Annotated in this window: 11 protein-coding genes; 5 read left to right on the plus strand and 6 right to left on the minus strand. The window is 70.5% G+C overall.

Going from position 1 to position 12,271, the window contains the following annotated elements:
• Positions 1-17: 17 nt before the first annotated feature.
• The gene (locus AB0D08_RS01250) at positions 18-236 is read right to left on the minus strand and encodes a hypothetical protein (RefSeq protein WP_051812960.1); all 219 of its coding nucleotides are present in this window, start codon (positions 234-236) and stop codon (positions 18-20) included.
• Between the two features lie 221 nt (positions 237-457).
• Between AB0D08_RS01250 and AB0D08_RS01255 the strand changes: the two genes are divergently transcribed.
• Positions 458-1,432 (plus strand): carbohydrate kinase family protein, encoded by a 975-nt coding sequence (locus AB0D08_RS01255; protein ID WP_033821749.1) that lies wholly within the window; start codon positions 458-460, stop codon positions 1,430-1,432.
• Between the two features lie 6 nt (positions 1,433-1,438).
• Here AB0D08_RS01255 and AB0D08_RS01260 read toward each other — a convergent pair whose 3' ends face one another.
• Complete coding sequence (locus AB0D08_RS01260) at positions 1,439-3,064, minus strand: aminotransferase class V-fold PLP-dependent enzyme (RefSeq protein ID WP_359885886.1); 1,626 nt, start codon at positions 3,062-3,064, stop codon at positions 1,439-1,441.
• A 482-nt stretch (positions 3,065-3,546) separates the two neighbouring features.
• Between AB0D08_RS01260 and coxB the strand changes: the two genes are divergently transcribed.
• The 4 genes from coxB (at position 3,547) to AB0D08_RS01280 (ending at position 8,070) form a co-directional block, all read left to right on the plus strand.
• Positions 3,547-4,401 carry a cytochrome c oxidase subunit II gene (gene coxB, locus AB0D08_RS01265; RefSeq protein WP_033822923.1) on the plus strand — a complete coding sequence of 285 codons (855 nt, stop codon included), beginning with the start codon at positions 3,547-3,549 and terminating at the stop codon, positions 4,399-4,401.
• Positions 4,402-4,490: 89 nt separating this feature from the next.
• Positions 4,491-6,176: a cytochrome c oxidase subunit I gene (gene ctaD, locus AB0D08_RS01270; protein ID WP_233289210.1), complete on the plus strand. Its 1,686-nt coding sequence runs from the start codon at positions 4,491-4,493 to the stop codon at positions 6,174-6,176.
• Positions 6,176-6,574, plus strand: coding sequence for a cytochrome c oxidase subunit 4 (locus tag AB0D08_RS01275; RefSeq protein ID WP_033822925.1), 399 nt, complete (start codon positions 6,176-6,178; stop codon positions 6,572-6,574). The genes ctaD and AB0D08_RS01275 overlap by 1 nt, the downstream gene beginning before the upstream one ends.
• 227 nt (positions 6,575-6,801) lie before the next feature.
• Complete coding sequence (locus tag AB0D08_RS01280; protein ID WP_051813469.1) at positions 6,802-8,070, plus strand: Ig-like domain-containing protein; 1,269 nt, start codon at positions 6,802-6,804, stop codon at positions 8,068-8,070.
• Between the two features lie 36 nt (positions 8,071-8,106).
• Here AB0D08_RS01280 and AB0D08_RS01285 read toward each other — a convergent pair whose 3' ends face one another.
• The 4 genes from AB0D08_RS01285 to AB0D08_RS01300 form a co-directional block, all read right to left on the minus strand.
• A complete protein-coding gene (locus AB0D08_RS01285) occupies positions 8,107-8,493 on the minus strand; it encodes a GntR family transcriptional regulator (protein WP_033822926.1) in 387 nt (128 codons plus the stop codon).
• A 118-nt stretch (positions 8,494-8,611) separates the two neighbouring features.
• On the minus strand, positions 8,612-10,273 hold the full coding sequence (locus AB0D08_RS01290; RefSeq protein ID WP_033822927.1) for a ubiquinol-cytochrome c reductase cytochrome b subunit: 1,662 nt from the start codon (positions 10,271-10,273) through the stop codon (positions 8,612-8,614).
• Complete coding sequence (locus AB0D08_RS01295; RefSeq protein ID WP_033822928.1) at positions 10,270-11,340, minus strand: Rieske 2Fe-2S domain-containing protein; 1,071 nt, start codon at positions 11,338-11,340, stop codon at positions 10,270-10,272. The genes AB0D08_RS01290 and AB0D08_RS01295 overlap by 4 nt, the downstream gene beginning before the upstream one ends.
• A complete protein-coding gene (locus AB0D08_RS01300; protein ID WP_033822929.1) occupies positions 11,337-12,146 on the minus strand; it encodes a c-type cytochrome in 810 nt (269 codons plus the stop codon). The genes AB0D08_RS01295 and AB0D08_RS01300 overlap by 4 nt, the downstream gene beginning before the upstream one ends.
• Between the last annotated feature and the right edge of the window lie 125 nt (positions 12,147-12,271).

Here is a 12,271-nt window from a genome sequence, read left to right on the forward strand (position 1 = left end):
CCGCCGGACGGGGCCGGTCAGCCCCCGTAGTCCGGCATCCCGGCGACCAGCCGCTGCGCCCCGGCCGGCACCTCGACCCCGGCCGGCGAAGCCGCGACCGGCTCCGGCCCGGACGCCAGCGGGGGCCAGAACCGCCCGAGCCGCCGTGACGAGCGCACCAGCGCGGCCAGACTGTCCGGATCGGAGTCCGCGCGCAGCACCTTCGACGGGCGGACGGGGGAGTGGCTGGGCATCATCGGTGAGCGCTCCGATCGCCTTGGCCGCGACGGACTGCCGCAGGCCCGGGGAGGCCCGCACGGGGCCCCTGTCTGCGACCCTAGGCCCGCCCGGGCGGCCCGGCCAGGCCTACCACGGGGTAGCACACGGACGAGGAAGGTCGGCCCGGCGTGCGGACCCCTGTACCGTAGGTGAGTTCCCGTCCAACGCTTCCGGCCCCAATCCGCCCGAGGAGAACTCCGTGCGTATCGCCGTCGCCGGCTCGATCGCCACCGACCATCTGACGACCTTCCCCGGTCGCTTCGCCGACCAGCTGGTCGCGGAGCAGCTGCACACCGTGTCGCTGTCCTTCCTGGTCGACACCCTCGACATCCGGCGCGGCGGCGTCGGCCCCAACATCGCGTTCGGCATGGGCGCCCTCGGCCTGCGCCCGATCCTGGTCGGCGCGGCCGGCGCGGACTTCGACGAGTACCGCAGCTGGCTGGAGCGCAACGGCGTCGACACCCAGTCGGTGCACATCTCGGAGACCCGGCACACCGCCCGCTTCATGTGCACCACCGACCAGGACCACAACCAGATCGCGTCCTTCTACACCGGCGCCATGGCCGAGGCCCGCAACATCGAGCTCAAGCCGATCGCTGACCGGGTCGGCGGCCTCGACCTGGTGCTGATCGGCGCGGACGACCCGCAGGGCATGGTCCGGCACACCCAGGAGTGCCGCAGCCGCGGCTACGCCTTCGCCGCCGACCCCTCCCAGCAGCTGGCCCGCCTGGAGGGCGACGACATCCGCGAGATCGTCGACGGCGCCGCGTACCTCTTCACCAACGAGTACGAGGCCGCGCTGATCGAGACCAAGACCGGCTGGTCGGCGGACGAGATCCTGAACCGGGTCGGCACCCGGGTCACCACGCTCGGCGCCAAGGGCGTCCGGATCCAGCGCAAGGGCGAGCCCGACATCACCGTCGGCTGCCCCGCCGAGGACCGCAAGGCCGACCCGACCGGCGTCGGCGACGGCTTCCGGGCCGGCTTCCTGGCAGGCCTGTCCTGGGACCTCGGCCTGGAGCGCTCCGCCCAGCTCGGCTGCATGCTCGCCACCCTGGTCATCGAGACCGTCGGCACCCAGGAGTACCAGCTGCGCCGCGGCTCCTTCCTCAAGCGCTTCGAGGCCGCGTACGGCGCCGAGGCCGCCGCCGAGATCCGCGCCAAGCTCGGCTGACCGGGCTCAGCCGGTCCTGCGCACCAGATAGGCCACGCCCCGGTCGCCGCCGTACGCGGCGGCCGGGGCCTCGCCGAGGTACTCCTGCCCGCGCATCCCGCACCACGCCGGGATGTCCAGCCGCGCCGCCTCGTCGTCGGCGAGCACCGCCACCGTCCCGCGGGCCGGCACCTCACCGATCCGCTTCGCCAGCTCGATCACGGGCAGCGGACACCTCTTCCCCAGCGCGTCGATCACCAGCTGCGGGGTGACTCGCCCGCTCGCCTCCGGCCGCTCCGGTCCGGTGCCGGCACTCCTCGCTCCGGCGCTCTCTTCGTTCGCTGGTCCCTCGTCGCTTCCGGCACCGGCGCGTCCTTCGGCTCGGGGCGGGGTGACTCGCCCGCTCGCCTCCGGCCGCTCCGGTCCGGCGCCGGCACTCCTCGCTCCGGCGCTCTCTTCGTTCGCCGGTCCCTCGTCGCTTCCGACACCGGCGCGCCCTTCGGCTCGGGGCGGGGCGGCGCTGGGTGTGAGGTCCAGCCCGAGGGGGGCGCGGACCCCGGCGACCAGGTCCGGCAGCAGGGAGAGGAAGCGGTCGACGTCCGCCTCCGCCACCCCGTACGGGAGCGAGACCCGGACGTTGCCCTCGGTCAGCACCCCCATCGCCGCCAGCACGTGGCTGGGCGTCAGGGTGGAGGAGGTGCACGAGGAGCCGGAGGAGACCGCGAAGCCGGCTCGGTCCAGCTCGGTCAGCAGGACCTCGCCGTCCACGTACAGGCAGGAGAAGGTGACCAGGTGCGGCAGCCGCCGCACCGGGTCGCCGACCACCTCGATCTCGGGGACCAGCTGCGGCACGCGGGCGCGGATCCGCTCCACCAGGCCGTGCAGCCGGGGGTTCTCCCGCTCGGCCTCGGCCCGGACCGCCCGCAGCGAGGCGGCCGCCGCGACGATGGCGGGGACGTTGACGAACCCGGGCACCCGGCCGCGCTCCCGCTCGTCGGCCGGCAGCGGCGAGCGGTACCGCACGCCCTTGCGGACGGCCAGCACCCCGACGCCGGCCGGGCCGCCCCACTTGTGCGCGCTCGCCGCCAGCAGCGACCAGCCCTCCGGTACGGGCAGCCGGCCGACGCTCTGCGCGGCGTCCACCAGCAGCGGGACCTCGCCGCACAGCCGGGCCGTCTCGGTGACCGGCTGCTGGGTGCCCACCTCGTGGTTGGCGGACTGCAGGACGGCGAGCACGGTGTCCGGCCGCAGCGCCGCGGCGAACTCCCCAGCCGAGACCCGGCCGTGCCGGTCGACCGGCACGGAGGCGACCGTTCCGCCCTCGGCCTCGTGCTGCTCGGCGGTGTGCAGGACGGCGGAGTGTTCGACGGCGGAGTGCACCAGGTGCCGGCCCCGGCGGTGGCCGCCGGCCAGCGCGCCCAGCATCCCCAGCTGCACGGCCTGGGTCCCGCTCGCGGTGAAGGAGATCTCGTCCGCCCGCGCGCCCAGCACCTCGGCGACGGTCTCCCGCGCGGCGTCCAGCAGCATCCGGGCCTGCCGGCCGGAACGGTACAGCCGCGCAGGGTCGGCCCAGCCCTCGTCCAGTGCGGCGGTCAGCGCCTGCCGGGCGACGGGGTGCAGCGGGGCGGTGGAGGCGACATCGAAATAGGACACGCCTCCCACGCTATCCCTCAGCCGGCCCGGGCCCGGGGGACCGCCCGTGCCGGCCGGACCCGGCTGACGGCGGGTCAGCCGCCGACCGGCCGCGGCCCCGGCCCCCGGCCCCGGCGGCAGGCAACGGCGCCCGGCCCCGGCGCGCGGACCGGCGCGCGACACTCCGCTTCGCAGGGGTGGTGCTTCCCTTTTGCCTGGTTCGTCCCCGTCCGACGGTCCGTCACCCGTGTGTCGCAGTGCCGTCGCCCGATCGGGTGTGCAACCCTCGGATGCCTGCGATGACCTGCGGGTCCACCCCTTCGGGGCCTGATCGGGTAGCCGGGCGGCGCGTTACCGGGGGCTGCTCGTGAGTGGCGCATAAGGATGCAGTAGCGTTTGGCCCGCATAAGCATTCAAACCGTGCCCGTGGCCGGGCCGCCGGGGGAGCCAAGGCTCCAGCTCAGGGTGGCGCGTTCGCGGGCGAGACTTCGGGAAGGCGCTACGTGAGTCCCAACGGCTCCGACCGCTCGCCGCGGCGCACGATGCGGCGGAAGCTGCCTCAGGCGCTGGCACTGGGCCTCGTCATCGCGTCCGCCACCGGCTGCTCGGCCAACGACCTCCCCAGGCTTGGCCTCCCCACCCCCGTCACCGAGGAAGGACCCCTGGTCCTCCACATGTGGCAGGGCTCGTGGATCGCGGCGCTGGCAGTGGGCGCACTGATGTGGGGTCTGATCCTCTGGAGCGTGATCTTCCACCGGCGCAGCCGCACCAAGGTGGAGATCCCGGCTCAGACCCGGTACAACGTGCCCATCGAGGCGCTGTACACCGCGGTCCCCCTTGTCATCGTCTCGGTGCTCTTCTACTTCGTCGCCCGCGACGAGGCGACGCTGACCTCCACCTCCGCCAAGCCCCAGCACACGGTCAACGTGGTGGGCTTCCAGTGGAGCTGGGCGTTCAACTACGAGAACACCGAGAACCCGGACCCGGCGAGCACCACCGCCGCGTACGACGTCGGTACCCCGCAGGAGCCGCCGACGCTGTGGCTGCCGGTCAACGAGTCGGTGAAGTTCGTCCTCACCTCGCGGGACGTCATCCACGACTTCTGGCCGATCAACTTCCTGATGAAGCAGGACGTCGTGCCCGGCGTGGTCAACGCCTTCGAGGTCACCCCGACCGCCGAGGGCACCTACCGGGGCAAGTGCGCCGAGCTGTGTGGCGTCGACCACTCGCGGATGCTCTTCAACGTGAAGGTCGTCTCCCACGACGCGTACGAGCAGCACCTCAAGGAGCTGCGGGCCAAGGGCCAGACCGGCGCGGTGCCCTCGGGCATCACGACCCTGGGAAGTGAATCAGAGTGACCATCCTCAACGAGCCCGCCGCGGCCGGCGGGGGCGCCGGGGCCGTCACGGCCGGCGGTGCCACGCGCACCCGCAAGCCGGGTTCCACCATCATCAAGTGGCTCACCACCACTGACCACAAGACGATCGGCACGATGTACCTGGGTACGTCGTTCGCGTTCTTCCTGATCGGTGGCATCCTCGCCCTGGTCATGCGCGCCGAGCTCGCCCGTCCCGGGACGCAGATCCTGTCGAACGAGCAGTTCAACCAGGCGTTCACCATGCACGGCACGATCATGCTGCTGATGTTCGCCACCCCGCTCTTCGCGGGCTTCGCGAACTGGATCATGCCGCTCCAGATCGGCGCCCCCGACGTCGCGTTCCCGCGGCTGAACATGTTCGCCTACTGGCTCTACCTGTTCGGCTCGATCATCGCGGTGGCCGGCTTCATCACCCCGCAGGGTGCCGCCGACTTCGGCTGGTTCGCCTACTCCCCGCTGTCCGACGCCGTCCGCTCCCCGGGCATCGGCGCCGACATGTGGATCATGGGTCTGGCCTTCTCCGGCTTCGGCACCATCCTCGGTGCGGTCAACTTCATCACCACGATCATCTGCATGCGCGCGCCCGGCATGACGATGTTCCGGATGTCGATCTTCGTCTGGAACGTCCTGCTGACCGCCGTGCTGGTCCTGCTGGCCTTCCCGGTCCTCGCCGCCGCGCTCTTCGCGCTGGAGGCGGATCGGAAGTTCGGAGCACACGTCTTCGACCCGGCCAACGGCGGGGCGATGCTCTGGCAGCACCTGTTCTGGTTCTTCGGCCACCCCGAGGTGTACATCATCGCGCTGCCGTTCTTCGGCATCGTGTCGGAGATCATCCCGGTCTTCAGCCGCAAGCCGATGTTCGGCTACTCCGGCCTGATCGCGGCCACCATCGCGATCGCCGGTCTGTCCGTGACGGTGTGGGCCCACCACATGTACGTCACCGGCCAGGTGCTGCTGCCGTTCTTCTCCTTCATGACCTTCCTGATCGCGGTCCCGACCGGTGTGAAGTTCTTCAACTGGGTCGGCACCATGTGGAAGGGCTCGCTGAGCTTCGAGACCCCGATGCTCTGGACGGTCGGCTTCCTGGTCACCTTCCTCTTCGGTGGTCTGACCGGTGTGCTGCTCGCCTCCCCGCCGATCGACTTCCACGTCTCGGACTCGTACTTCGTCGTCGCCCACTTCCACTACGTGGTCTTCGGCACCGTCGTCTTCGCGATGTTCGCCGGCTTCCACTTCTGGTGGCCGAAGATGACCGGCAAGATGCTGGACGAGACGCTCGGCAAGATCTGCTTCTGGACGCTGTTCATCGGCTTCCACGCCACCTTCCTGGTCCAGCACTGGCTCGGCGCAGAGGGCATGCCCCGCCGCTACGCCGACTACCTGGCCTCGGACGGCTTCACCACCCTGAACACCGTCTCCACCATCGGCTCGTTCCTGCTCGGCCTGTCGATCCTGCCGTTCCTCTACAACGTCTGGAAGACCGCCAAGTACGGCGAGAAGGTCGACGTGGACGACCCGTGGGGCTACGGCCGCTCGCTGGAGTGGGCGACCTCCTGCCCGCCGCCGCGGCACAACTTCCTCACCCTGCCGCGGATCCGCTCCGAATCCCCGGCGTTCGACCTCCACTACCCGGAGATCGCCGCGCTGGACTACCTGGAGAACCACGGCGAGCACGCCAAGCACTTCGCCGGCGTGACCCCCGCGCAGTACGACCGCCCCCCGCTGGGCAAGGGCAAGAAGGAGGGTGACGCCTGATGAAGGAGCAGGGCAAGATCTTCATCGGCTTCGCCGTCTTCATCCTGGCGATGGCCATCACGTACGGTCTGTGGTCCAAGGAGCCGGCCGGTACCACCGCGCTGTTCCTGGCCTTCTCGCTGTGCGCCTTCATCGGCTACTACCTGGCCTTCACGGCCAAGCGGGTGGACGCGGGCCCGGGTGACAACCCGGAGGCCGAGGTCGCCGACGACGCCGGTGACGTGGGCTTCTTCGCCCCGCACAGCTGGCAGCCGCTCTCCCTGGCGGTCGGCGGTGCGCTGGCCTTCCTGGGCGTGATCTTCGGCTGGTGGCTGCTCTACTGGTCGATCCCGGTCATCCTGATCGGCCTGTACGGCTGGGTCTTCGAGTTCTACCGGGGCGAGAACCAGAACCAGTAGGTCCTCCCGCTCCGGCCCGGGCCGGGCATCCCTTCGGGGGTGTCCGGCCCGTGCTCTTTCCCGGCGCTCTCCCGGGCCCTTCTCCGGCCCCTCCCCGGCCCGTTCGCCGCCCCTTTCCCCCCTTGCACCCCGTCACCCGGGTGGGGCAACGGGCCCGGCGCCGGGGTGCCGTCCTTCCGGGTGCTTCCTACGCTCCGAGTAATCGTCTCAAGAGCTCGGAGGCCGCAATGGGCCGCAGTCGGAGACACACGAACGGGCGGACCGCCGCCGCCGCGATACTGCTCCTGGTGCCGGTCGCGGCCTGTTCGTCAGCAGGCGGAACCAAGGACACCACCACCTTCTCGACGGTGGACGCCGCCCCCCTGATCCACGCCACGGCCGACACCAATGTCGACCCGTCCAAGCCGTACACGGTCACCGCGGAGCCGGGCAGCCGGCTCACCGACGTCACCGTGACCGGGCCCGACGGCAAGCAGGTCGCCGGGAAGCTGGCCGACGACCAGGCCAGCTGGCAGACCACCGGCCGGCTCAGGGCCGGCACCCACTACGCCGTCCAGGTGGCGGCCGACAACGGCCGGGGCGGCCGGGGCCTGACCACCACCGCCTTCACCACCCTGACGGCGCAGAACCTGCTCACCGCCCAGCTGGGCCCGGACTCCTCCGGCAGCGGCATCTACGGCGTCGGCCAGCCGCTCACCGTGAAGCTCTCCGCCCCGGTCAAGGACCCGGCGGCGCGCCAGGAGATCGAGCGCAGCCTCACCGTCCGCTCCGAGCCCGCCGCCACCGGCGGCTGGTACTGGGTGGACGACCAGAACCTGCACTTCCGTCCGCAGGAGTACTGGCCCGCCAACGCCAAGGTCCAGCTGACCTTCGACGCGGCCGGTGTGCGGATCGCGGACGGCCTGTACGGCGGCGACCCCAGCAGCCTCAGCCTGCGCACCGGCGACCGGGTCGAGGCCCTGGTCGACGCCGGCAGCCACCAGATGACCTTCAAACGCAACGGAGAACTGGTGAAGACCCTCCCCGTGACCACCGGCAAGCCGGGCTTCTCCACCCGCAACGGCATCAAGGTGGTGCTGGGGCAGGAGTCCCAGGTCCGGATGAGCGGCGAGAGCATAGGCATAGCCGCCGGCAGCGCGGAGTCCTACGACCTCCAGGTCATGTGGGCCACCCGGGTGACGTGGAGCGGTGAGTACGTGCACGCCGCGCCCTGGTCGGTCGGCTCGCAGGGGGTGGCCAACGTCAGCCACGGCTGTACCGGTATGAGTACCGAGAACGCCCACTGGTTCTTCGAGAACACCCGGGTGGGTGACATCGTCCAGGTGGTCAACAGCCTGGGCGACCCGATGGAGCCGTTCGGCAACGGCTTCGGTGACTGGAACGTCAGCTGGGACGACTGGGTCAAGCACAGCGCCCTCGGCAAGCCGGTCACCACCTCCGGCTCGCCCGACGGCGGACCGGCCCAGAGCTGGGGCGGCCTGACCCCGCAGGTGTGACGCCACGGGCGGGACGCCACCGATGTGACGCCGCCGTCAGGCCCGCTGCCGGGCGCGCTCCCCGTACACCAGGGCGAGCGCGCCCGTCGCCGCTGCCAGCGCCTCCTCCTCGGAGACCCCGAGCCGCAGCGCGTGCCGGGCGTACTCGGCGGCCGCGGCGGCCGTCAGCCGGTGCGCGGTGTCCCCGGCGGCGGCGATCAGGGTGCCGCGCCGGCCGTGCGTCTCCACCACCCCGTCCGACTCCAGCTCCCGGTACGCGCGCGCCACCGTGTTGGCGGCCAGGCCCAGCTGCTCGGCCAGGGCCCGTACGGTGGGCAGCTTCAGACCGACCGGCAGCTCCCCGGCGCGGGCCAGCTCGGCGATCCGGGCCCGGACCTGCTCGTACGGCGGGACGGCGGAGTCGTGGTCGACGGACAGCTGCACGGACGCTCCTGACGGTTCGTTGGGGCAGGCACCATTGTGCCCCGTGGACGGCGACGACGAGGGCCCCTGCGCGCGGTGCGCAGGGGCCCTCGTACGGTGGCGATCGGGTCAGGCGGGATCAGTGGTGGCCGTGGCCGCTCTCGATCTCGCGGAACTCCTCGGCCGTCGGCTTGGCGATCTGGGCGCCCTCGCCGTAGAAGCCCTCGGAGAGCTTGGCCCGGGTCTTGGCCAGCACGCCGGCCTTGCGGGCGACACCGTTCTCGTCGGTCTCCGCGGGGAGCTCGACCGGCTGCGGCTGGTCGTGCGCGGTGAGGGTGTGCAGGTCCTTGGCCGCCAGCGGCGTGTGGACCTCGACGAACTCACCGTGCGGCAGGCGCTTGATGATGCCGCTCTCGCGACCGTGCAGCACCTTCTCCTTGTCCCGGCGCTGCAGGCCGAGGCACCAGCGCTTGGTGATGAAGAAGACGACGACCGGCACCACGAAGAACCCGACCCGCACGAAGTACGTGATGGAGTTCAGCGACAGGTGGAAGTGGGTCGCGAACAGGTCGTTGCCACCACCGACCAGCAGCACCAGGTACAGGCTGATCCAGGCCGCGCCGAGCGCGGTGCGGACCGGGGCGTTGCGCGGACGGTCCAGGATGTGGTGCTCGCGCTTGTCACCGGTGATCCAGCCCTCGATGAACGGGTAGACCGCGATCGCGACCAGCACCATCGGGAAGATCGCCAGCGGGATCATCACGCCCAGGTTGAGGGTGTGGCCACCCCAGACCGAGATCTCCCAGCCCGGCATGACGCGGATCAGGCCCTCGGAGAAGCCCATGTACCAGTCGGGCTGGGCGTCGGTCGACACCTGGTCCGGACGGTACGGGCCGTACGCCCAGATCGGGTTGATCGTGGCGATCGCCGAGATGGCCGAGATGACGCCGAAGACCAGGAAGAAGAAGCCACCGGCCTTGGCCATGTAGACCGGCATCAGCGGCATGCCGACGACGTTCTTCTCGGTCTTGCCCGGGCCCGCCCACTGGGTGTGCTTGTGGTAGAAGACCAGGATCAGGTGCGCCACCAGCAGGCCCAGCATGATGCCCGGGATGAGCAGCACGTGGATGGTGAAGAACCGCGGCACGATGTCGGTGCCCGGGAACTGGCCGCCGAACAGGAACATCTGGATGTAGGTGCCGACGATCGGCACCGCCAGGATCGCGCCCTCCATGAACCGGATGCCGGTGCCCGACAGCAGGTCGTCGGGGAGCGAGTAACCGAAGAACCCGTCGAACATGCCGAGCACGAGCAGCAGGAAGCCGAAGACCCAGTTGATCTCGCGGGGCTTGCGGAACGCGCCGGTGAAGAAGACGCGCATCATGTGCACGAGCATCGCCGCCACGAAGACCAGCGCGGCCCAGTGGTGGATCTGGCGGATCAGCAGACCGCCGCGGATCTCGAAGCTGATGTTCATGGTCGAGGCGTACGCCTCGGACATCCGGATGCCCTCGAGCGGGGTGTACGGACCGTGGTAGACGACCTCGGCCATGCTCGGCTTGAAGAACAGCGTCAGGTACACACCCGTGAGGATGATGATGACGAAGCTGTAGAGGCAGATCTCGCCGAGCATGAAGGACCAGTGGTCCGGGAAGATCTTCCGCAGGTTGGACTTGGCGAGGGTGTAGATCCCCAGCCGGCCGTCCACCCAGTCCACGGCCGCCTCGCCCTTGTTGGCGGGCTTGGCGCGGGTGCTCGCCGGCTTGGACGCGCTGGTGGTCGCGCCGCTCGTGCTGCTCATCGCTTGCGCTCCCAGAAGCTCGGACCGACGGGCTCGTCGAAGTCGCCGGTGGCGACCAGGAAGCCCTGCTCGTCAGTGGTGATCTTCAGCTGCGGGAGCGGGTGACCGGCCGGGCCGAAGATGACGCGGGCGCCGTCCGCCAGGTCGAAGGTCGACTGGTGGCAGGGGCACAGCGCGTGGTGGGTCTGCTGCTCGTACAGGCTGATCGGGCAGCCGACGTGGGTGCAGATCTTCGAGTAGGCGAGGATCCCCTCGAAGCCCTTGTCGCGCGAGGTGCTGTCCTTGATGTCCTCCGGAGCGATCCGGATGAGCATCAGGGCGTCCTTGGCGATCTGGACCTGGAAGTCCTCCGCGTCCTCCTCCAGGCCCTCGGGCTTGGCGAAGGTCAGCGAGCCGACGAGGACGTCCTCGGGCTTCATGGGCTCGTTGGTGTTCATGTTGATCAGCTGCAGCGGCTTCTGGACCGTCGCGGCCTCCCAGCCGGTGTGGTTCAGCTTCTGCTGCGGCATCGGACCGAGGTCGCGCAGCAGCACGACACCGGACAGCGGCACCATGGCCATCGAGCCGATCAGGGTGTTGCGGATCATCTTGCGGCGGCCGAAGCCGGACTCGGCGGCGCCGGTCCTGAACTGCTCGATGACGTCCGCACGGACCTCGTCGTCGGCCTCGATCGGGTGACGCTCGGCCGGCAGCTCGTGGTCCGACATCAGCGTGCGGGCCCAGTGGACCGCGCCGGCGCCGATGCAGAAGAGCGCCACACCGAGGGTCAGGCCGAGCGCGAAGTTCAGCGCGCTGACGTGACCCAGCGGGAAGATGTAGACGATCTTGTCGATGTCGAGCACGACGTACGAGGCGATGAAGCCGATCGTCGCGAGCATCGAGACCACGAACATCAGCGACACCTGGCGCTCGGCCCGCTTGGCGGCCCGCTCGTCGATGTCGGTGCGACGCGGCTCGTGGACCGGCAGGCCCGGGTCGGCGAACGGGTCGTCGTGGACGGCGACCGCGTGGCCGTGGGAGTCGCCGTGCGACTCCGGCAGGTTCTCTTCAGAGATGTCGTGGCTCATGACTTCTTGGCCTTGGTGGTGTGGGCGGCGACCCAGATCGCGACCGCGATGAGCGCGCCGAGGCCGAAGATCCAGCCGAACAGGCCCTCGGTCACCGGACCGAGGCTGCCCAGGGCCAGACCGCCGGGGTTGGGCTCATCGTTGGTGGTGTGGCGGACGAAGGCCACGATCTGCTTCTTCTGCTCCTCCGGCATGGTGGTGTCGGGGAACGACGGCATGTTCTGCGGGCCGGTCTGCATGGCCTCGTAGATGTGCTTCGGGTCGACACCGTCCAGCGACGGGGCGTACTTGCCCTTGGTGAGGGCACCGCCCTGGCCGGCGAAGTTGTGGCACTGGGCGCAGTTGGTGCGGAACAGCTCGCCGCCCTTGGCGACGGCGTTGGCGTCCGTGGCCGTGTACTGCTCCTCGGTCGGGATCACCGGGCCGGGGCCGAGCGAGGCCACGAAGGCGGCCATCTGGTCGATCTGGGTCTGGCTGTAGATGTTCTTCTTCGACGGGACCTGGGCACCGGGCTGCTGCGCGGGCATCCGACCCGTGCCGACCTGGAAGTCCACGGCGGCCGAACCGACGCCGACCAGGCTCGGGCCGTCGGAGCTGCCCTGGCCGTTCAGGCCGTGGCAGGAGGAGCAGCCCACGGCGAAGAGCTTCTTGCCCTCGTCGATGGCCAGGGACTGCGCGGAGGTGTCGGCCTGAGCCTTCTCGGCCGGCGCGAAAGCGGCGTACAGCCCCCCGGTGGCCGCCAGGGCGAGAAGTAGGACGACCAGCGCCGCCAGTGGGTGGCGCCGTCGTGCGGAGAGCTTTTTCACGGAATAACCCCGGTGTCAGGATCTGGTCGGCTGGTGGCTGCGTCCAGGTGCCTCGGCTGCTCAGGCCGGGCAAGGGGACGCGCGGTCGGGTCGGTGCGGGGTCCGCGGGCGGGCCCGGTCTCCGG

This window comes from Kitasatospora sp. NPDC048540 (assembly GCF_040651175.1).
Taxonomy (GTDB): Bacteria; Actinomycetota; Actinomycetes; order Streptomycetales; family Streptomycetaceae; genus Kitasatospora.